Source organism: Streptomyces sp. NPDC050535, from assembly GCF_044457665.1.
Taxonomy (GTDB): domain Bacteria; phylum Actinomycetota; class Actinomycetes; order Streptomycetales; family Streptomycetaceae; genus Streptomyces.
Genome location: NZ_JBITHE010000018.1, coordinates 115,294 through 135,606 on the forward strand (window position 1 = coordinate 115,294; position 20,313 = coordinate 135,606).

General features: G+C 70.8%; 17 protein-coding genes. 12 read left to right on the plus strand and 5 right to left on the minus strand.

Annotated elements, in window-relative coordinates:
- Window positions 1-124 precede the first annotated feature (124 nt).
- The 6 genes from ACIBLC_RS31725 (at window position 125) to ACIBLC_RS31750 (ending at window position 8,498) form a co-directional block, all read left to right on the plus strand.
- Entirely contained in the window at window positions 125-1,933 is a 1,809-nt protein-coding gene (locus ACIBLC_RS31725) for an aminotransferase class I/II-fold pyridoxal phosphate-dependent enzyme (protein WP_399214774.1), read from the plus strand.
- Window positions 1,930-2,733 carry a phosphatidate cytidylyltransferase gene (locus ACIBLC_RS31730; RefSeq protein WP_399214775.1) on the plus strand — a complete coding sequence of 268 codons (804 nt, stop codon included), beginning with the start codon at window positions 1,930-1,932 and terminating at the stop codon, window positions 2,731-2,733. Before ACIBLC_RS31725 ends, ACIBLC_RS31730 begins: the two co-directional genes overlap by 4 nt.
- 255 nt (window positions 2,734-2,988) lie before the next feature.
- A complete protein-coding gene (locus ACIBLC_RS31735) occupies window positions 2,989-5,976 on the plus strand; it encodes a BTAD domain-containing putative transcriptional regulator (RefSeq protein ID WP_399214776.1) in 2,988 nt (995 codons plus the stop codon).
- Entirely contained in the window at window positions 5,973-6,773 is an 801-nt protein-coding gene (locus ACIBLC_RS31740; RefSeq protein ID WP_399214777.1) for a prepilin peptidase, read from the plus strand. The genes ACIBLC_RS31735 and ACIBLC_RS31740 overlap by 4 nt, the downstream gene beginning before the upstream one ends.
- 71 nt (window positions 6,774-6,844) lie before the next feature.
- The gene (gene mqnC / locus ACIBLC_RS31745; protein ID WP_399214778.1) at window positions 6,845-8,044 is read left to right on the plus strand and encodes a cyclic dehypoxanthinyl futalosine synthase; all 1,200 of its coding nucleotides are present in this window, start codon (window positions 6,845-6,847) and stop codon (window positions 8,042-8,044) included.
- Between the two features lie 7 nt (window positions 8,045-8,051).
- Window positions 8,052-8,498 carry an imidazolonepropionase-like domain-containing protein gene (locus ACIBLC_RS31750; RefSeq protein ID WP_399214779.1) on the plus strand — a complete coding sequence of 149 codons (447 nt, stop codon included), beginning with the start codon at window positions 8,052-8,054 and terminating at the stop codon, window positions 8,496-8,498.
- An 85-nt stretch (window positions 8,499-8,583) separates the two neighbouring features.
- Here the strand turns inward: ACIBLC_RS31750 and ACIBLC_RS31755 are convergent, their stop codons facing one another.
- The gene (locus ACIBLC_RS31755; protein ID WP_399214780.1) at window positions 8,584-9,621 is read right to left on the minus strand and encodes a chitinase; all 1,038 of its coding nucleotides are present in this window, start codon (window positions 9,619-9,621) and stop codon (window positions 8,584-8,586) included.
- A 307-nt stretch (window positions 9,622-9,928) separates the two neighbouring features.
- Between ACIBLC_RS31755 and ACIBLC_RS31760 the strand changes: the two genes are divergently transcribed.
- The 4 genes from ACIBLC_RS31760 to ACIBLC_RS31775 all read left to right on the plus strand — a co-directional run bounded on the left by ACIBLC_RS31760 (window position 9,929) and on the right by ACIBLC_RS31775 (window position 14,840).
- A complete protein-coding gene (locus tag ACIBLC_RS31760; protein ID WP_399214781.1) occupies window positions 9,929-10,309 on the plus strand; it encodes a hypothetical protein in 381 nt (126 codons plus the stop codon).
- A 19-nt stretch (window positions 10,310-10,328) separates the two neighbouring features.
- On the plus strand, window positions 10,329-12,671 hold the full coding sequence (locus ACIBLC_RS31765) for a bifunctional polysaccharide deacetylase/glycosyltransferase family 2 protein (RefSeq protein WP_399214782.1): 2,343 nt from the start codon (window positions 10,329-10,331) through the stop codon (window positions 12,669-12,671).
- Window positions 12,672-14,066, plus strand: coding sequence for an acyltransferase family protein (locus tag ACIBLC_RS31770; protein WP_399214783.1), 1,395 nt, complete (start codon window positions 12,672-12,674; stop codon window positions 14,064-14,066).
- 81 nt (window positions 14,067-14,147) lie between these two features.
- On the plus strand, window positions 14,148-14,840 hold the full coding sequence (locus ACIBLC_RS31775; protein WP_399214784.1) for a demethylmenaquinone methyltransferase: 693 nt from the start codon (window positions 14,148-14,150) through the stop codon (window positions 14,838-14,840).
- Between the two features lie 71 nt (window positions 14,841-14,911).
- Here ACIBLC_RS31775 and ACIBLC_RS31780 read toward each other — a convergent pair whose 3' ends face one another.
- Window positions 14,912-15,250 (minus strand): PASTA domain-containing protein, encoded by a 339-nt coding sequence (locus ACIBLC_RS31780; protein ID WP_399214785.1) that lies wholly within the window; start codon window positions 15,248-15,250, stop codon window positions 14,912-14,914.
- Window positions 15,251-15,397: 147 nt separating this feature from the next.
- A complete protein-coding gene (locus ACIBLC_RS31785) occupies window positions 15,398-15,904 on the minus strand; it encodes a GNAT family N-acetyltransferase (RefSeq protein WP_399214786.1) in 507 nt (168 codons plus the stop codon).
- 98 nt (window positions 15,905-16,002) lie between these two features.
- Here ACIBLC_RS31785 and ACIBLC_RS31790 point away from each other — a divergent pair, with 98 nt between their 5' ends.
- Entirely contained in the window at window positions 16,003-17,298 is a 1,296-nt protein-coding gene (locus ACIBLC_RS31790) for a geranylgeranyl reductase family protein (RefSeq protein ID WP_399214787.1), read from the plus strand.
- 303 nt (window positions 17,299-17,601) lie between these two features.
- On the opposite strand, the gene def is transcribed toward ACIBLC_RS31790, so the two are convergent.
- Window positions 17,602-18,228 carry a peptide deformylase gene (def, locus tag ACIBLC_RS31795; RefSeq protein WP_399214788.1) on the minus strand — a complete coding sequence of 209 codons (627 nt, stop codon included), beginning with the start codon at window positions 18,226-18,228 and terminating at the stop codon, window positions 17,602-17,604.
- 149 nt (window positions 18,229-18,377) lie between these two features.
- The gene (locus tag ACIBLC_RS31800) at window positions 18,378-19,232 is read right to left on the minus strand and encodes a C40 family peptidase (RefSeq protein WP_399214789.1); all 855 of its coding nucleotides are present in this window, start codon (window positions 19,230-19,232) and stop codon (window positions 18,378-18,380) included.
- Window positions 19,233-19,945: 713 nt separating this feature from the next.
- Between ACIBLC_RS31800 and ACIBLC_RS31805 the strand changes: the two genes are divergently transcribed.
- The gene (locus ACIBLC_RS31805; RefSeq protein ID WP_399214790.1) at window positions 19,946-20,305 is read left to right on the plus strand and encodes an NADH-quinone oxidoreductase subunit A; all 360 of its coding nucleotides are present in this window, start codon (window positions 19,946-19,948) and stop codon (window positions 20,303-20,305) included.
- The last annotated feature ends 8 nt before the right edge of the window (window positions 20,306-20,313 follow it).

The window sequence follows — 20,313 nt, forward strand, 5'->3', positions numbered from 1 at the left end:
GGGGGAGTCAGGAGACGGCTGTGCCTGAGTACCCGTACTCAGGCGGGCTGCGTCGCACGGCTCTGCCGCGACGGGTCCTGGTTCCCGAGGATGGAGTGACTTACCCACGTCGAAAGAGGTGCTCATGGGACGGGAACAAGTGGGACGCGAACAAGTCGGACGCGAACTCCAGGTGCGCGAGGCCACTCCGGAGGATCTGGAGTGGATCTACGAATTACGGCACCGGGTGTACGCACGGGAGTTGGGCCAGCACACGCCCGATCCGTCCGGACGGCTCCGCGACGGGCTGGACGGCGACAACGTCTACCTGGTCGCCGCGCGAGGACCGGTCCGGATCGGCTTCGTCAGCCTGACGCCGCCCTGGCTGGGCCGGTACGGGCTGGACAAGTACGTGACCCGCGACGAGCTGCCGCTGCTGACCGAGGACGACCTGTTCGAGGTGCGCGTCCTCACCGTCGAGCCGCGCTGGCGGAGCACCGCGGCGGCACCGCTCCTGATGTACGCGGCGCTGCGCTGGATCGCGGCCAGGGGCGGACGCCGGGTCGTGGCGATGGGGCGCACCGAGCTGCTCACCATGTACCTCGCCGCCGGCCTGCGCCCGGTCGGCCGGACCGTCAACAGCGGTGCGCTGACGTTCGAGGTGCTGACCGGCGGCGTGGCCGAGCTGACGAGGCTCACCATGGACCGGTTCCGCACCACGCTGGCGCGGCTGGGCTCCGAGGTGGACTGGCGGCTCGACATGGCGTTCGCGCCCCGGCCGGACGGCTGCGAACACGGCGGCGCCTCGTTCACCGCCATCGGCACGGACTTCCGGGGCCTGCACCGGCGCCATCAGATCGTCGCCGCCGACGTGCTGGACGCCTGGTTCCCGCCGGCCCCCGGTGTGCGGGCGGCGCTGGCGGAGGATCCGGCCTGGTACGCCCGGACCTCGCCGCCGACCGGCGCCGAGGGCCTGGTGGCGGAGATCGCCGCGGCCCGGACCCTGCCCGTGGAGACGCTCACGGTCGGTGCCGGTTCGTCCGACCTGATCTTCAGGGCGTTCGGCCAGTGGCTGACCCCGGAGAGCAGGGTGCTCCTGACGGACCCGGGCTACGGCGAGTACGCCCATGTCACGGAGCGGGTGATCGGCTGCCGGGTGGACCGGCTGCGGCTGCGCCGCGAGGACGGCTGGCGGATCGACCCGGCCCGGCTGTCCGCCGCCGTCGGCTCCGGCCGCTACGACCTCGTGGTGGTGATCAACCCGAACAACCCGACCGGACGCCACGCGCCGGCCGCGGAACTGCGCTCCCTGATCACCGCCGCGCCGGCCCGGACCCGCTGGTGGATCGACGAGGCATACCTGGGCTACGTCGACCTGACCGAGTCGCTGGCCGGCCTCGCCACGACGGATCCGCGGGTGGTGGTCTGCACCTCGCTGTCCAAGATGTACGCGCTCTCCGGCATGCGGGCCGCGTACCTGGTCGCCGAACCGGACACCGCCGCACGACTGCGCCGGCGGACGCCGCCCTGGCCGGTCAGCCTCCCCGCCCAGCTGGCGGCGGTGGCGGCGCTGCGCGACCCGGCGTACTACAGCGACCGCTGGCTGCGCACCCACACGCTGCGCGGGCAGCTCGCCGCCGGTCTGGCCGGTCTCGACGAGGGTGTGGTGGTCGAGGAGGCGGTGGCGAACTTCCTCAGCGTGACCCTGCCGGCCGGTGGGCCGAGCGCCGCCCGACTGGTCGACGAGTGCCGTCGCCGTGACGTGTACCTGCGCGACCTGTCGCCGCTGTCGACGCAGTACCAGGGGCGCACCGTGCGCGTCGCGGTCAGGGACACCGCGGAGAACGAGCGCATCGTGGCCGCCTGCCAGGCCGCCCTGGAAGCGCTTCGGCCGGGTGCGGGCCCGCTCGCCGCGGTCCCCTCGGGCGTACCCGTCGCGGGGCCGGGTCGGTGATCACCGTGGCCTCGCTGGCGCCCTACCTCGGTGGGGCGCTGGCCGTCGGCGGCGTCGCGGTGGCGGCGTCCCGGCGCCGTGAGCTGCTGATCCGGTGGTGCGCCTGGGCGGTCGGAGTGCCTCTGGTCACCGGTGCGTTCTGGCTGGGCCGCCCGGGCGCCGCGGCCGTCGCCGTGGTGGCCGGGGTGATCGCCGTGCTGGAGTTCGGCGCTCTGCTGGGGATGGGCCGGCTGGACCGGGCGGTGCTGGCCGCGGCGGTGACGGGCGTGGTGCTGGCCGCCTGGCTGGCGCCCGGTCAGGAGTTCCGTGCGGTCGCGGTCGGCGCGCTCGCGCTGGCCGCGGTGCCGCTGCTGGCCGGCGACGCCGACCACGGCCTGCGGCGGCTCGGCGACGGCCTGCTCGGGCTGGCCTGGCTGAGTGTGCTGGCCGCGCTGGTGCCGCTCGGGGCGAGCGCGCTCGCGCTGTTCGTGGCGGTGTCGGTCGCCGACATCGTGGCGTCCTTCGCCGGGCGGGGTCTTGGCGGGCCTCCGCTGTCGCCGCTGTCGCCGGCCAAGCGGTGGAGCGGGACCGTCGCCGGGGCGGCGGCCGGCCTCGGCGCGCTCGCCGTGCTGTCGGCGCTGAGCTGGCCGACGGCGGTCGCGGTGGCCGTCGGCGGTCCGGCCGGTGACCTGCTCGAGTCCATGGTCAAAAGAGGTGTACGGACGAAGGACTCCGGCAGTTGGCTCGCCGGCTCCGGCGGCCTGCTGGACAGGATCGACTCGCTCCTCGTGGCGCTGGCCGTCCTGCTCGTGCTGCGCTGAGTGCCGCCGACGGGGTCCCGGCCGCAGGGGATTGTGCGAGGGCTGTGAGAAGTGTGGCGTGACGGTTGTGCGTGGTGTGGAAGCCGCGTTCGGCGAACCCGGGATCAACTCGGGCTTAGCGGGCGGACGGTGGGGAATCGGGCGGCGGGCCGGTCCCGCCCCCTGGTTGCTCCTCGGCGTGAAACATAAGATCTCAGTAGGCTCAGCACACCCCCCTTCCCCACCCCCTCCGCTCACGACTTCAGGACACCCGCCATGGCCCGACGCACCACTTCAAGCTCCACGGGGAGCCCGCCGGGTCCGAGGAATCGGACGCCGCAGCCCCTGCCCCGGCGCGGCCGGACGTTCGGGGACTTCCTGAAGGCGTTCGGGGCGTTCCTCGCTCTGGTCGTGCTGCTGGTCGGGGTGCCCGGCGCGCTGGCGACACAGATCGGGTGGCCGTTGCCGAGCGGGGCTCCGTCGCTGGACTGGCTGCAACAGGAGATCACCGTCGGCACGTTCATCAACGTGCTGACCGTCATCGTCTGGTTCGCCTGGGCCCAGTTCACCGCCTGCGTACTCGTCGAGGTGAAGGCCGCGCTGTCGGGCGTGGGGATGCCGAACCGCGTACCGGGCGCGGGCCCCAGCCAGTTGCTGGCGCGGCAGCTCGTCGCCGCGCTGCTGCTCGTGGGCGCCACCGCGGCCAGCTTCACGCCGGGTCTCTCGCAACTCGGGCACAGCATGGAGGGCAACCAGCGGGGGACCGTCGCCGCCGCCCAGCAGACGCCGGGCGGACTGTTCGGACAGCAGCAGGAGCAGGCCGCCTCGAACGCGGCAGCCGCCATCGCCGAGCAGGCCGCCAACGCCGCGTCGCACGCCGAGAGCGGGAGCGCCACGGCCACCGGGGGCGACACCAAGTACTACCGGATCCAGCCGCCCGAGGGCCGTCACCACGACTCGATGTGGGAGGTCGCCGAGCGGCATCTCGGCGACGGCCGCCGGTACAAGGAGATCTTCGAGCTCAACAAGGACCGTACGCAGCCCGACGGTTCCAGGCTGTCGGAGGCGAGCCTCATCAGGCCCGGCTGGATCCTCGAAATGCCCGCGGACGCCCGGGGCGGCGACCTCGTCGAGATGCCCGACAAGACGCCCGAGGCCTCGGAGCAGGTCCAGCGGCAGATCCACGACTACGCCAGGACCGGCGACCAGCGGCAGGGCGGCGGTAAGCAGCAGGGCGCGGGCTCCACGGATCGCGACACCGCGCACATCCACGTGCCGCAGCAGCGGCCCGACAGCGACCGCACCGGCGCCGACCGCACCGGCGGCGACGAGCAACAGGCGCAGGCCCCGCAGGCCGCCGCCGACGACAGCGGCTTCTCCTTCGGACTGCCCGAAGCCCTCGTCGGCGCACCCCTGCTCGCCGCCGGACTGCTCGGCGCGCTCGGCCGCCGGCGCCGCCAGGCGCTCTGGCAGTCGGCGCTCGGCGCGGTCGGCGGGCGCCGCGGCATGGAGCCGCCGACCCCGACCGGACCCGCCGCCGACGCGCAGGACGCGCTGCTGGTGGGGGCCGACCCCGAGGGCGTACGTCTGCTCGACCTGTCGCTGCGCGGCCTCGCCGCGGCGCTCGCCGCCGAGTCACGGCCGCTGCCGACCGTCTACGCGGCCTGGCTCAGCGGCAACGGCGACCTGCACCTCCAGCTCGCCCAGCCGGCCGGGAGGCCGCCGGCGCCGTGGCAGCTCGGGCAGGACCAGACGTTCTGGATGCTGGCGCGGACGGACGCGGAGCGGTACGAGGACATCGACACGGCCGCTCCCTACCCCGGGCTCGTCAGCCTCGGGACCATGGACGACTCCCGGCTGCTCCTCAACCTCGAGTCCGTCCCCGGGATCGTCTCCCTCAGCGGCAGCGAGCAGGACCGCGCCGGTGTATTCGCCTCCGTAGCCGCCGAGTTGGCCACCAACGGCTGGTCCGACCGCATGACGATCACGCTCGTCGGGTTCGGCCAGGACCTCACACCGCTCGCGCCGAACCGGCTGCGCCACCTCGACGACATCGAGGCGCTGGTGGAGACGATGCAGGCGGAGACCCGGCAGCGGCGTGGCGCGCTCGGAGCCGCCGGGCAGGACTCCGTCCTCACCGGGCGCACCGGCCCTGCCCAGCACACCCGTTGGGCCCCGCACCTCGTGCTGCTCGCCACCGAGCCGCAGGGCGAGGACGCGGTCCGTCTCGCCGAACTCGCCGCCGACGCCAGCAGGTTGGGCATCGGATACCTGGTCGGCACCGAGAGCGGCGACCTGCCGGGCGCCGCCTGGGAGATGGAGATCACCGGCGAGGGCAAACTGCTCGCCCCGCTGCTCGGGCTCGAACTCGACGCGCAGACACTGCCGTTGGCCTTGCAGCGAGCGGTCGTGGAGCTGTTCGTCGAGGCGGACCCGGAGCGGGCCGACGACAACACGGCCACGCCGCCGTTCCTCGTCGACATCAGCGAGCAGGGCCGGCCGGCCGTGTACGCGCGGCTCGTGGGCCCGTACGAGATCATCGGCCTGGAGACGCCCGACGGTGAGCGCAGTCCGCTGATGCACGAGGCGCTGGCGCTGCTGCTGCTGCACCGCGAGGGTGTGCACCCGCGGGTGCTGGCCTCCGCGCTGTGGCCGCGCGGGGTCACCGAAGACGTACGTGACGCGCTCGTCGAGCGGTTGCGGGGCTGGCTGGGCGGCGACCCGGACGGCACGCCCCGTCTCGGCACCGACGCGGGCGGGCGGCTCACGCTGGCCAAGTCGGTCGTCTCCGACCTGGACGTGCTGCGCTCGCTGTACCACGAGGCGACCCAGGGGCAGGGCGTCAACAGCCGTGTGGTGCGCGGGCGGCTGCTCACGGACGCGCTCGTGCTGGTACGCGGTCCACTGCTCGCCGAGCGTCCGCAGGGCCGGTACGGCTGGCTCACCCACGAGATCATCGACGCCCAACTCCCGCTGCTCGTCGCGGACATCGGGCTCGCGCTCTCCGCGTTCCACCTGGAGAAGGGGCGCGCGGAGAAGGCCATCGAGGCCCTCGACGCCTCCCGGAACTCGGCCCCCTCCGACGAACGCCTCTGGAACGAACTGCTGCGCGCGACGCACGCGACGGGCGACACCGACCGCCTGACGCGCCTCGCCGCCGACCTCGTCTCCCGCAGCGGCGCCCGCGGGGTTCCGCCGCGTACGGAGGCACTCCTCGACGAACTGCTGCCCGCCTGGCGCAGTGGCGTGGCAGCGGTGGGATGAGCGATTCGCTGCTGACCGCCGTCGCCGCCCTGTGGGGCGCGGCGGCGGGCCTGCTCGTCCCCCGGGCCGCCTACCGCTTCGCGGTCGAACCGGCCGAGACCTGGCGGGACACCTGCCCCGAAGGCCACCCGCTCACGGGTCCCGCCCGGGGCTGGCTCGGCTTCGCGAGGTGCGGTGCCTGCCGTACGGCGGGGGAGGCGCCCGGAGCCCGTACGCCGGGGGAGGCGCCCGGGGCTGCCGGGCGGGCTCCCTCCTACGGCCCCGGCACCCCCCTCGTCTCCCTCGTCACCGCCCTCCTCTGCGCCGGCCTCGCCCTGGCCACCGGCACCCGCCCCGAAGTGGGCGTCTGGCTGCTGCTCGCCCCCGCCGGGGTGCTGCTCGCGGTGGTGGACTTCAAGGTGCAGCGGCTGCCCGATGCCCTGACGCTGCCGCTCGCGGCGGCGGCCCTGGCCCTGCTGGGGGTGGCCGCGGCCGTCCCCGAGCACGCGGGGGTCTGGCTGACCGCCCTGTTCGGGGCGCTCGCACTCGGCGGCGCGTACTTCCTCCTCTTCCTCATCAACCCGAACGGCATGGGATTCGGTGATGTGAAGCTCGCCCTCGGACTCGGAGCGGTACTCGGCTGGTACGGGTGGAGCGTCGTGTTCCTGGGCACCTTCGCCGGTTTCCTGCTCGGCGCGCTGTACGGGGCCTGGCTGGTCGTGGTCCGGCGCGCGGGCCGGAAGTCGTCGATCCCGTTCGGGCCGTTCCTGATCGCGGGGGCGTACGCGGGGCTGCTGATCGGGGCGTACGCGGCCTGACGTCCAGGCTGTCGGCGGGCTGGCGTAGGCTGGCCGGGTCTGTCCACACCCTGATGAAAGGGACACTCCCGGTGACCGAGAAGGCCGACCTCCAGTCCGTCCTCGACCGTGCCGCCGAGGGTGGGCGGATCACCCCGGAAGAGGCGCTCGACCTCTACCGGGACGCCCCGCTGCACGCGCTCGGCGCAGCCGCCGACGCCGTACGCAAGCAGCGGTACGCGGGCACCGAGCACATCGCCACGTACATCATCGAGCGCAACATCAACTACACGAACGTGTGCGTCACGGCGTGCAAGTTCTGCGCCTTCTACGCGCCCCCCAAGGACACCGCCAAGGGCTGGACGCGTGACCTCGACGACATCCTGCGCCGCTGCGCGGAGACCGTCGAGCTGGGCGGCACGCAGATCATGTTCCAGGGCGGCCACCACCCGGACTACGGCGTCGAGTACTACGAGGAGCACTTCGCCGCGATCAAGGCCGCGTACCCGCAGCTGGTCATCCACTCCCTCGGCGCGTCCGAGGTCGAGCACATGGCCCGTATCTCCAAGGTTTCGGTGGAAGAGGCCATCTCCCGGATCCACGCCGCGGGCCTGGACTCCTTCGCCGGCGCCGGTGCCGAGCTGCTGCCCGCCCGGCCCCGCAAGGCCATCGCCCCGCTGAAGGAGAGCGGCGAGCGCTGGCTGGAGATCATGGAGGCCGCGCACGGCCTCGGCGTCGAGTCGACGTCCACGATGCTGATGGGCACCGGCGAGACCAACGCCGAGCGCATCGAGCACCTGCGGATGATCCGCGACGTCCAGGACCGCACGGGCGGCTTCCGCGCCTTCATCCCGTACACCTACCAGCCGGAGAACAACCACCTCAAGGGCCGCACGCACGCCACGCTCTTCGAGTACCTGCGGATGATCGCGATCGCCCGGCTGTTCATGGACAACATCGCCCACATCCAGGGCTCGTGGCTCACCACGGGCAAGGAGGTCGGCCAACTGTCCCTGCACTACGGTGCGGACGACCTCGGCTCGATCATGCTGGAGGAGAACGTCGTCTCCTCCGCCGGTGCCAAGCACCGCTCCAACCGGATGGAGATCATCGACCTGATCCGCAAGGCCGGCCGGGTGCCCGCCCAGCGGACCACGACGTACGAGCACATCGTCGTCCACGACGACCCGGCGAACGACCCCGTCGACGAGCGGGTCGCCTCGCACATCTCCTCCACGGCGATCGAGGGCGGCACCGCGCACCCCGAGTTGAAGCTGCTCGCCTCCAACTGATCCCGCCGTGCTGACGATTCACGCCGCCGACGAGGTGCGGCGCGGCTGGGACGCCGAGCCGCTCAGGGACGCCGGGGTCGCCGTCGAGGGTGCCCGGATCGCGGGCGTCGGACCGCTCGACGAGCTGCGCGAGCGTTTTCCGGGGGCGCGGGTGAGGAGCTGGCCCGGGGTCCTCGGGCCAGCCCTCGTCCACGAGGGGCCGCTGCCCGAGGCGCCGTCACCGCGCGAACGCCTCCACGCCGTACTGAAGTCGGGCGCCACCGCCGTCCTGGCGGAGTACGCCGGCACGGCCGACCTGCGCGCCGCCGCCTCCCGCAACGACATCGCCGTACTCCCGGGCACCAGGAAGACCGCGATCACCGACACCGGACGTGCCGACCTCGCGGTCTTCGACGCGGACGGGGTGTGCGTCGCCACCGTCTGCGCGGGGCGCCTGGTCCACCGGCGCCGCTGAGAGCCCTCTTGGGGGCGCGGGGCTGTGACATGTGCGGCTCCGCCGCGTGGGCGCGGCCAGCCCGCACACGGTCCGCAGTCGAACCTCAGCCGGAGAAGGCCTCGGCGAAAGCTCCCGAACTCTGCGTGACCCCGCTGCAATCAGTAGCCGCGTCGTCGTTCGCCGAGCCGTCCTCGCACTGCTGGTCGCGGAACGTCGACCACAGCGACACCCAGGCGACCTCCTGCTCCTCGGCGAACGCCCGGACCTGCGCCGCGTCGGACAGCGTGAACGTCTCGTTGTCGACGTCGTTGACACCGATCATCGAGGTCAGGGCGAGGCCCTGCCAGGCTCCCTTGGAGGAGAGGCCGAAGACGTCCTGGAGCTGGGTGTGGGCGGCCTTGGCCGAGGTGATCGCGTAGTCGCCCATGTCACCGTCGTACGAACTGCCGTAGTTCATGGTCATGATGTTGACGGTGGAGACCGCCACGGAGTCGTCGTTGGCGGACTCCAGCAGCGCCAGGCTGTCGGCGTCGAGACCGGACGGCATCACGGGCAGGGTGAACGACACCTTCAGGTCGGTGCGTTCCTTCTGGAGCAGCGCGATCGCCTCGGAACGCAGCGCGATCGAGTCGGAGTCGGTCAGCGCGTCGCCCTCGATGTCGAAGTCCGCCTGGCTCGACCCGGCGGCGTCGAGCGCGGCGCCGTAGGCCGCGGCGAGCGCGGACGCGCTGTCGCAGGTCTCGGCGAGCTCCGAGCCGGACGCCCCGCCGAAGGAGACCCGCACGCTCGCCCCGGACTCCGTGAGCGCCGAGATCCGGGACTTCACGGCCGAGTCGCCGATGGCGGTCGTGCCGTTCCACTTCGGCGTGCAGTCGCTGCCGTCCGAGATCACGAAGGCGAGGTTGTACGTCGTCGGGGACCCGGCGGAGTCCGTGTCGGAGGCGGTCGTGGCGCTCACATAGGGGGCGTACGAGGTGGCCGACGAGGTCGACGACGACTGGCTCGGCGAAGGGGACGAGCTGGTCCGCGAGGGGTCCGCGGTCGCCGCGTCCGAGCCGTCGTCACCGCCCGAGGAGCACCCCGCACAGGCCAGGGCCACCAGGCAGACGAGCCCGGCGGCCGGCTTCAGGAAACTCCTCATTGCGCATACACCCGCTCTCGTGATTTCTGTCTCAGGATGGAAACAAAGTCCGTTTCCGCAGTGGAAAGGTGTCACATCGGGCCGTGAATCCTGAATACAGGAAGGTCACAGGAAGCCCATGGGAAAGGGTTCGCGAATCGGATAAGACGGGCGTAAAAATGGTGCATAAGGTCTATATGTGTCTGCCCTGAGCTGCGAGGACGCTTGGGTATTCTCTCAGGGAAAAGACAGGTCAAGGCTTTTCTCATTGGCGCCTCACATGGGAACCAGAGTTTTTGACACATAAACCCCTCCTAATATCTGGGGAATGCAATCCGAGTCCGCCATCGATAACCGTGCCACCACGCGTGGCCGCCGCAAAAAACGCGGCAACGGGCCCGCAGACGGTCCCGTGTTCGTTGACAACTCCGGGCGCAGATCACGTCTGCTGCGCCGAATCGGCACCCTCGTGGGTGTCGTCTGCCTCGGGTACGCGGTCGTACTCGGCATGGCCTTCATGGGCTGGGGCATCTCGGTGACGCCTTCCCAGCTGTTCCCCTTCGGGGGCGGCCAGGCGGGCGGCGCACCCGGGGGCGGGGGCCAGCAGCTGCCGGGAGGTGTCGCTCCCACCGGCACCCCGCCAAGCGGTGCCCCGCCCACCGGCGTAGCCCCGTCCCCCTCCGCGTCCGCCTCCACCGGCGCCAACTGACCGGGACACACCGACACTTATGACTACGACGTCCTCGCGTGGCCGCCGGCGCGCCCCCTCCAAGATGGGGCGGGCCGCCAGCAGGGCCGCGGCGCTGCAGAAGCCGCGCGTGATCCTCGCGCTGCTGCTCCTGCTGGCGCTCACCAGCGTGATGCTCCTCGACGGTTATCTGCGCTCCGAGGTCGGTAACGACCAGCGCGTGCGCGACGGCGCGGCCTACGACAAGGTTCCCGAGAAGATCCTTGAGGGCGGCCCGATCCTGACGTTCGACAACGGTACGGCGACGACGAAGTCCGTGCCGGACAAGACCATCGTGCTGACCTTCGACGACGGCCCCACCTCGACCTGGACTCCCCAGATCCTCAAGGTGCTCGAGGAGAACGACGTCGAGGCCACGTTCTTCGTGGTGGGCTCGATGGTCAGCCGTGCCCCGGGCGTGGTGAAGGATCTGGTGGACCAGGGCAACGAGATCGGCATCCACACCTTCACGCACGTCGACCTCTCCTACCAGAGCACGGCGCGGCTCAAGCGCGAGCTCGTGCAGACGCAGCTCGCGCTGGCGGGCGCGGCGGGGATTCAGACGACGCTGTTCCGTGCCCCGTACTCCTCCGAGATCAACGCCGTCGACAACTACAGCTGGCCGGTCTACAAGACGCTCGGCAGCCTGGGCTACACCAGCGTCTTCGTCGACACCGACAGCGACGACTGGAAGACGCCGGGCGTCTCGAAGATCGTCAAGTGGGCCACGCCGGAGGACGACGAGGGCGCCATCGTCCTCATGCACGACGCGGGCGGCAACCGCGCGCAGACGGTCAAGGCGCTCGGCACCTACATCAAGAAGATGAAGGCGAAGGGGTACTCCTTCACCACGGTCAGCGGTGCCCAGGCCGAGCTGCGCAGCGAGGAGTCGGGCAACGCGGCGGTCGCCGGGGGAGCCCAGCAGCCCGGTCAGAACGCCGAGGCCGGTCAGCCGGGTCAGTCCGGGGAGTCCGGCCAGCAGCCGCCGGGGGCGCAGGGCACCGGCACCGGCGGGAACACCGAGCAGGCCGCCCACACCACCGCCACCGGCGCCACCCTCTACGAGGGCAAAGCCCTCATCGGGGCGGTCACGGTCGCCGAATGGATCGTGCCGGCACTCGCCTGGTTCCTGGCCGTCGTCGGCGTCGCCGTCATGGGCAGGTTCGGGATGATGCTGATCCTCGCCCGCCGCCACTACAGACAGCGCAACCGGAAACGCGGCAGGGGCGGGAAGTTCAGCTGGGGGCCGACGGTCACCAGGCCGGTGACCGTGATCGTGCCGGCGTACAACGAGAAGGAGTGCATCGCCAACACCCTGAAGTCGCTGGCGAAGAGCACCCATCCGATCGAGATCATCATCGTCGACGACGGCTCCACGGACGGCACGTCCGAGATCTCGCGCAGCGCGGCGGAGTCCCTCGGCATGACGAACGTCCGGGTCATCCGGCAGGAGAACGCGGGCAAGCCCGCCGCGCTCAACAACGGTGTGCGCAACGCCAGTTACGACATCGTCGTGATGATGGACGGCGACACCGTTTTCGAGCCGGCCGCCGTGCACCAACTCGTGCAGCCCTTCGCCGACCCGGAGATCGGCGCGGTCGCGGGCAACGCCAAGGTCGGCAACCGCAACACGATCATCGGCGCCTGGCAGCACATCGAGTACGTGATGGGCTTCAACCTCGACCGCCGCATGTACGACCTGCTGCGCTGCATGCCGACCATCCCGGGCGCGATCGGCGCGTTCCGCCGGGAGGCGGTTCTCGAGGTCGGCGGCATGAGCGAGGACACGCTCGCCGAGGACACCGACATCACCATCGCCATGCACCGCGGCGGCTGGCGGGTCGTCTACCAGGAGCACGCCATCGCCTGGACCGAGGCGCCGGGCTCCCTCAAGCAGCTCTGGTCGCAGCGCTACCGCTGGTCGTACGGCACCATGCAGGCGCTCTGGAAGCACCGCAAGTCCCTTACGGACAAGGGCCCTTCGGGCCGCTTCGGGCGGGTCGGCATGCCCCTCGTGGTGATCTTCCAGATCATCACGCCGATCTTCGCGCCGCTCATCGACGTGTTCACCATCTACTCGATGATCTTCGTGGACTTCCAGGCGGCACTGCTCGCCTGGCTGGCAGTCCTGGGCGTCCAACTCGTCTGCGCGGCCTACGCGTTCCACCTCGACAAGGAGAAGTACCGCTACCTCGCGATGTTGCCGCTCCAGCAACTCGCGTACCGGCAGATGATGTACCTGGTCCTGATCCACTCCAGCGTGACGGCGCTGACCGGCGGACGCCTGCGCTGGCAGAAGCTCAAGCGTACGGGTGAGGTCGGGACTCCGGCGGGGGTGAGCTAGGTGAGCTGGGGGCCGGAGCAACAGGGACAACCCGGACCGCCCGGGACCGGGCAACAGGGATACGGGCAAGAGGGGTACGGCTACGGGTACGGGCAACAGCCTCAGCCGTACGCGCAGCAGCCTCAGCCCTACGCGCAGGGGTATCCCCAGCAGTACGGGCAGCAGTACGACCAGGGATACGCGCCGCAGCCGCACGGGGAGCCCGCGCCGTACGAGCAGCCCTGGAGTTACGTTCCGGAGGAAGCGCAGGGCGTCTCGACCACGGCCCGGCTGGACCCCGTCCAGCCCCAGGTGGAGGAGCCCGAGCCGGAGGATCCCCGGTCGGAGGAGCCCGAGCCGGACCCCGTACCCAAGCCGAAGGGCGGCGGGCGCGACCGCTACTTCGACGCGCTGCGCGCCGTGGCACTCGTGCGCGTGGTGGCGTACCACACCTTCGGCTGGGCCTGGGCCGGCATGCTCTTCCCGTCGATGGGCGTGATGTTCGCGCTCGCCGGCACGCTGATGGCCAGGTCCCTGGAGCGCCCCGCGCTGAAGGTGGTCAGGAGCCGGATGCGGCGACTGCTGCCGCCCTTCTGGTTCTGGGGGGTCTTCGTCGTGGTGGCGATGATGATCCACGGCTGGATGCCGGGCTGGCAGATCGCCTTCTGGATCGTGCCGGTCGGTGACCCGCCGGGCAACCGGTGGGGCGTCCAGGCCTACGAGATCCTCTGGTACCTGCGGACATACCTCTGGTTCGTCCTGCTTTCCCCGCTGCTCCTGTGGATCTTCCGGAAGGCGCCGATCCCGGTCCTGCTCCTCTCCCTGGTCCCGATCGTGGTCTTCCAGTACGCGTGGACGCCGCCGTGGAACCGCTTCGGCAGCGCCGTCACGGACCTGGCCACCTACCTGTTCTGCTGGCTCGTCGGCTTCGCGCACCGCGAGGGCGTGCTCCAGCGGCTCAAGCCGCCCCTGGTGGTCGTCGCGTCACTGGCCGCGCTGGCGTACGGCGGCTGGTACGCCCTCGCCCACCAGGCCGAGTTCGGCACGTACGACCTGGACGAGGTCCCGCTCGCCCAGGCCTTCTACTCGGCCGGCTTCGTCACGCTGCTGATGTACTTCAAGGCGTACTACGACGTCGACTTCGCGTGGCTGGCCCGCTTCAAGCGGCTCGACAGGATCGTGACGATCTTCAACGGGCGGGCCGTGACGATCTATCTCTGGCACGAGATCGCACTGATACTGGCGGTTCCACTGGTCGACCAGTTCTGGAAGGTTCCCGCGTTCGAGAAGTGGCTGCCGCTGGAGAGCCAGTGGTTCATGTTCGGCATCGGCTGGGTGCTGATCTGGATCGCCATCCCGCTCTTCGGCTGGGTCGAGGACGTCGCGGCGAAGAAGAGGCCGAGGCTGCTGCCGTAGGGCGCGCGGTCCGCGTGATCAGGACCGGCGTACGGGCCGGGCGCCGGAGAGCCGCCCGGTCCGTACTGCCACAATGGGGACGTGACCCGCGCATCCCTGAACAAGCAGCCGCACGAAGTCGCCTCGATGTTCGACGACGTCGCGGAACGCTACGACCTGACGAACGACGTGCTCTCCCTCGGCCAGGACCGGGTGTGGCGCAAGGAGGTCGCGAAGGCGGTCGACGCGCGGCCCGCGCAGAAGATCCTGGACCTGGCGGCGGGTACGGCCACCTCGTCCCTCCCCTTCGCCCGCACCGGCGCGTACGTCGTCCCCTGCGACTTCTCGCTCGGGATGCTCCGCGTCGGCAAGAAGAACCATCCCTGGCTGCCGCTGACGGCGGGCGACGCGACCAGGCTGCCCTTCAAGGACGACACCTTCGACGCGGTGACGATCTCCTTCGGGCTGCGCAACGTGCAGGACACGGACGCCGCGCTGCGCGAGCTCTACCGGGTGACCAAGCCCGGCGGCCGGGTCGTGATCTGCGAGTTCTCCCACCCGACGTGGGCGCCCTTCCGCACCGTCTACACCGAGTACCTGATGCGCGCGCTGCCGCCGGTCGCCCGCGCCGTCTCGTCCAACCCCGACGCGTACGTCTATCTCGCCGAGTCCATCCGCGAGTGGCCCGACCAGCCCGCGCTGGCCGGACGCCTGCGCGAGGCGGGCTGGTCCAAGGTGGCCTGGCGGAACCTGACGGGCGGGGTCGTGGCCCTGCACCGGGGATTCAAGGCCTGATCCCGGGCCGGTTCGTCGCCGGTTCGTGCGGCTCACGGTGGCGGGGGCTGCTTCCGGCTCGTTCGGCGGGCTCATCTGAGGACCTCGAAGGGGTCGCCCGGCTCGTCGAGTTCGCGGTACAGACCGCCGGGCGGCGGAACGGGCCGGCGCGGCTCACTCACCCCCGCGCCCCCGCCCCCCTCGGCCTCACCGAAGTCGAACCAGACGGTGATCACGGTGCCGCGCGGCACCTCCGCGTCGGGCGGCGGATACTGCCGTACGACGTAGTCGACGACCGTGAGATGGAAGTCGGGCCGGTCGGGCGCGGCGAGCCGCACACCTCGCGCCTCGGCCGTCTCACGCGCGTCCACGGCCATCAGGCCCACGAGCCGCGGTACACGCACTTCGGGTGTCCTGGGTGTTATGCGCACGGTCGTCACCCCCAGCGGTACCGGCAGGGTAAGCCCCGGCCGTGCCCTTCCGGAAGCCGTGGGGCGACCGGCCGGTGACCCGGCGACGGCGGTCCGAAAGCCGTCGGGCGACCGGTCGGTGGCGGTCCGGCGGCGGTCCGGGAACCGTCAGAGGGACAGCTGGAACCTGTGTGCCCGCAGCGTCGAAGTCGGTGACGTGTGTGTCTCCGCGAACTCCATCCCGAGCCGTCTCGTCACGGCGATGGAGCGTTCGTTGCGCGAGTCGACCATGGCGACGACCTCATGGACACCGGCCGCGCGGACCCGCTCCAGGGTGGTGTGCGCGGCGGCCGTCACGTACCCCTTGCCCCAGTGGGCCCGCGCGAGCCGCCAGCCGATCTCTATCCGCCCCGTCGGCCCCCACGCGTGCGGCCACGGCTGCGCGCCGGTGAACCCCAGCACCTCGTCCCCGGGGCCGATCATCGTCCACAGACAGAACCCGAGCTCCGCGTCATGGCGGCGCTGGCGCGCGGTGAGCTCCTCGTACACGGACAGTTCGGCCGCCCTGCCACCGTGGAACTCCATGACCTCCGGGTCGGCGAAGATCCGGTACCAGGTGAAGGCGTCCTCGTCGGTGGGGACTCGGAGCGTCACGTCGGGCAGAGCTCGGTTCACGGGGCAGCCCTTCAGCCAGGTGATCAGTGCCGCTGCATAGACTGCCCATGTCCAGTGCCCGTCGGCACGTTGATTGCGAATCTTGGGGAGAACCCGCCGTGACCGAGCCCCAGCCCCTCTCCGAAAACACCGCCGATGTCATCGTCGTCGGGGCCGGGCCAGCCGGTTCGACCACCGCGTACTACCTGGCGAAGGCCGGACTCGACGTCCTGCTCCTGGAGAAGACCGCTTTCCCGCGGGAAAAGGTGTGCGGCGACGGCCTGACCCCGCGCGCCACCAAGCAGCTCGTCTCCATGGGCATCGACATCTCGGAAGAGGCCGGCTGGCTCCGCAACAAGGGCCTGCGCATCATCGGCGGCGGTGTCCGCCTCCAGCTCGACTGGCCGGATCTCGCCTCCTTCCCGGACTACGGACTCGTCCGCAAGCGCGACGACTTCGACGAGCAGCTCGCGCACCAGGCACAGAAGGCGGGCGCACGCCTGTACGAGCGCTGCAACGTCGGCGCTCCGATCATCGACGACCGCACCGGCCGCATCACGGGCGTCCACGCCAAACTCGGCGACGCCGGTGAGAAACGGGACGTCACCTTCCACGCCCCGCTCGTCGTCGCGGCCGACGGCAACTCCACCCGCCTCTCCCTGGCGATGGGCCTGCACCGCCGCGAGGACCGCCCCATGGGCGTCGCGGTCCGTACGTACTTCACCTCCCCGCGCCACGAGGACGACTACCTGGAGTCCTGGCTGGAACTCTGGGACCGCCGGGGCGCCGAGGACCGTCTCCTCCCCGGCTACGGCTGGATCTTCGGCATGGGCGACGGCACGTCGAACGTCGGCCTCGGTGTCCTGAACACCTCCGACTCCTTCAAGGAACTGGACTGGCGCGAGGTCCTCAAGGCGTGGTGCGCGTCGATGCCCGAGGACTGGGGCTACACCCCGGAGAACATGACGGGCCCGATCCGCGGCGCCGCCCTCCCCATGGCCTTCAACCGTCAACCGCACTACACGAAGGGCCTGTTGCTGGTCGGCGACGCCGGCGGTCTGGTCAACCCCTTCAACGGCGAGGGCATCGCCTACGCCATGGAGTCGGGCCAGATCGCCGCCGACGTCATCGTCCAGGCGCACGCGCGGGCCACTCCCGGCCAGCGTGAGCTCGCCCTCCAGCGCTACCCGCGCGTGCTCAAGGACACCTACGGCGGCTACTACACCCTCGGCCGCGCCTTCGTGAAGCTCATCGGCAACCCGAAGGTCATGAGGATCGCGGCGGAGCGCGGCCTGACCCACCCGCTCCTGATGAAGTTCACCCTGAAGATGCTCGCCAACCTGACGGACCCGACGGGCGGCGACGCCATGGACCGCATCATCAACGGCCTCTCAAAGGTGGCCCCGAAGGCCTGACCACACCGACGGGGCGCGGCCGTACCGACCGGGCGCGGCCGTACCCACGGGGTCCGACCGCGCCCACCTGGCGTGGGCGTACCCACAGGGCGGGGCGGGTCACCGCCCGCCCAGCCTCCCCGGCCGCCGGAGGGGCCCCTGGCCGCCGGTCGAGCCCCTGGGCCGCCCGGACGGTCACCGCCCGGTCCGCGTGGCTTCCCGTGGCCGCTGGGCGGCTCACGGCCCGTGCGTCGCGGCTTCCCAGCCTGCCGAGCGGCCGATTGTCCGGTCTGCCCTGCTTCCCCGGCCCTGCGGGGGAGGTCGCTACCGGCTCAGCTCGGCTTCCTTGACCGCGCGGCGGGCGAACACCCGCTCGCGCCGGTCCTCCATCTGCCGCAGCGCCTCCCGCCGTTCCCGCTTGGAGAGCCGGTCCAGATAGACCTGACCGTCGACGTGGTCGGTCTCGTGCTGGAGACAGCGGGCGAAGTACCCCGTTCCCTCGATCGTGAGGGCGTTCCCGTCCTGGTCGAAGCCGCGCACGACGGCGCGGTCGGGGCGGGGTACGTCCCTGACGGCGCCCGGCACCGACAGGCACCCTTCCCCCTCGTCCAGGAGGCGCCGTCCGGCCGGGTCGAGCTGGTCCAGGACCGGATTGGCGATATGGCCGACATGCCGGATCCCGTCGTCGTCCGGGCAGTCGTACACGAACAGCCGGAGATCGACGCCCACCTGATTGGCGGCGAGACCCGCTCCGTCCGCGACACGCATCGTCAGGAACATGTCGCCGATGAGCGCGGCGAGCTCGGGACCGAACTCGGTCACGTCCCGGCACGGCCGGTGCAGCACGTCTTCCCCGAACTCGGTGATCCGGCGCACCACTCCGCGCCGGGCCTCCGGCGAGAGCGCCGGGTACGAGTCGACGGGCCGGCCTTGGACGAACACTCGTGGCATGGCGGTGTCTCCCTGAGTCGTGAGGATCCTGTGGACTCCTCACCCCAACAGACCGCACCGCACGGCGCCAGGGGCACACCGGAAACGCGAGAGGGACCGCCGCTCTCCCGAGCGACGGCCCTCAACCGCGACGATTCGTACGGCTCGGCTCAGAGAACCCGCACCGCGCCGGAAGCTGGATAGCCCGAAAGGTCCTGAATCACCACACCCTTGGAGGGGTTGGCCGCGTCCAGGTACTGACCGTCGCCGATGTACACACCCACGTGGTACGCCGAGCCGGCCGAACCCCAGTACAGGATGTCCCCGACCGCGAGGTTGGACAGCGACACCGGCGTACCCGCCACCGACTGGTCGCCCGAGACGCGCGGCAGGTCCACGCCTGCCTGCTTGAACGCGGCCTGCACCAGACCGGAACAGTCCCACGAGTTGGGTCCGGTGCCGCCCATCACGTACGCGTCGCCGACCTGCGCCTTGAGGAAGGCGATGACGGTCGCGACGCTGCCGCTGGCCGGGGCGGAGACGGTGCTGGTGGTCGACGTGGACGTGGAGGCGGAGGCGGACAGGGTGGTCCGCTCCGAGGAACGCGAGGCGGCCTCTTCGGCGGCGGCCTTCCGCGCGGCCTCGTTGGCGGCCTTCTTCTTGGCCGCCGCCTTCGCCTTGGCGTCCGCGAGGTCCACCTTGGCCTGCTGCGCGGCCTGGGCGGCCGCGGCGTCACGCTCCGCCTGAAGCTCGTAGTTCGCCGCGGCCTGCTGGGTGGCGTCCGCGGACTGCGCGACCTGAGCGGCCAGATCTGCCGTCAGGGCCGACAGGTCGAGCGTCTGCGTCGTGGTGGACTCGGCAGCGTTCGCCGCACCCGACGCCCCGGCCACTGCCAGGGTGCTGAGAACGCCACCGGCAACTCCGGCACGCATCGCGAGTGTCGACGCGTTGCGGCGGGGTTTCCGGTGGCTGCGTATGTGAGCGGTGTGGGACATGAGAACAACCGGTACCAGGGACTCCCTCATACCTTCAAGAAACGTGTGCTGCGCCACAGTTGTTCAATCCCTGTGCCGAATTCACCTGGCGTCACTCCTTATTGACGCCGTAACGGGCATTACGGGCAGGACCCATCAAGCCCGTGATCATGGGCTTTCCGTATTACGTCCGAATTGCCCGCCGCCTACCACCGGTTGAAGCCGATGGCCAAGCCCGGCTTATCCGACCCCTACGGCGATGTGGCGCAGGTCACGGAACGGTCACCGGGAGGACGGCGTCCCGCGCGGAAACCCCGACCGTCGCCGTTCGTGAACGCGTGCACGCGTCCACATACGCCCATCGGGTACCCCTGACGTGTGAACGCGTCCTCTATCAAGGCCCCGCGTCCAGCACCAATTTGCATGCAGAGGAAGTCTCTTGATATGGAGACGTCGTCCTGGACCTGGGGCGACGAGCGGAAATATCACCTCTGGTGACCGGCTGGACGCTTCAGGTGCGAGGCGCGGCGGCCTTCCGACTTCATGATCGTTCGCCAGGTGGTGGAGATCACAAAGTCGTTGTCGTACCCCGTGTCGCAGATCACAGACCGGCAGGCATAGGATGCGGGGCAGTTGGGCTTGTGACCTGCTTCACATGTCCGCGATCTTCGCCGGGACGGGTGGAGTTCGCAGGGCACGCGGGGCGGAACCGCTCGCCCGACGCAACCGCCAGCAGTCACCGCCGACTGAGAGGAGCGAGGAGCGTGAACGCGTATGCGCCGATCCTCGTACTGGGAGCCCTCGGGGCAGGCTTTGCGATCTTCTCCGTGGTCATGGCCACGCTTATCGGTCCAAAGCGTTACAACCGGGCCAAGCTCGAGGCCTACGAGTGCGGTATCGAGCCGACCCCCACGCCGGCAGGCGGCGGGCGTTTCCCCATCAAGTACTACCTGACGGCGATGCTCTTCATCGTCTTCGACATCGAGATCGTCTTCCTCTACCCCTGGGCGGTCACCTTCGACTCCCTGGGTGTTTTCGGGCTCGTGGAGATGCTGCTCTTCGTGCTCACCGTCTTCGTGGCGTACGCGTACGTATGGCGGCGCGGCGGCCTGGAATGGGACTGAGGGGCCTT

What these genes read in the sequence shown, in the direction of transcription:
- ACIBLC_RS31735 (WP_399214776.1), top strand. Translation starts at nt 2,989, where the DNA reads ATGGCCCGACGCACCACTTCAAGCTCCACGGGGAGCCCGCCGGGTCCG.
- ACIBLC_RS31755 (WP_399214780.1), bottom strand. Translation starts at nt 9,621, where the DNA reads ATGAGGAGTTTCCTGAAGCCGGCCGCCGGGCTCGTCTGCCTGGTGGCC.
- ACIBLC_RS31760 (WP_399214781.1), top strand. Translation starts at nt 9,929, where the DNA reads ATGCAATCCGAGTCCGCCATCGATAACCGTGCCACCACGCGTGGCCGC.
- ACIBLC_RS31800 (WP_399214789.1), bottom strand. Translation starts at nt 19,232, where the DNA reads ATGAGGGAGTCCCTGGTACCGGTTGTTCTCATGTCCCACACCGCTCAC.
- ACIBLC_RS31725 (WP_399214774.1), top strand. Translation starts at nt 125, where the DNA reads ATGGGACGGGAACAAGTGGGACGCGAACAAGTCGGACGCGAACTCCAG.
- def (WP_399214788.1), bottom strand. Translation starts at nt 18,228, where the DNA reads ATGCCACGAGTGTTCGTCCAAGGCCGGCCCGTCGACTCGTACCCGGCG.
- ACIBLC_RS31765 (WP_399214782.1), top strand. Translation starts at nt 10,329, where the DNA reads ATGACTACGACGTCCTCGCGTGGCCGCCGGCGCGCCCCCTCCAAGATG.
- ACIBLC_RS31740 (WP_399214777.1), top strand. Translation starts at nt 5,973, where the DNA reads ATGAGCGATTCGCTGCTGACCGCCGTCGCCGCCCTGTGGGGCGCGGCG.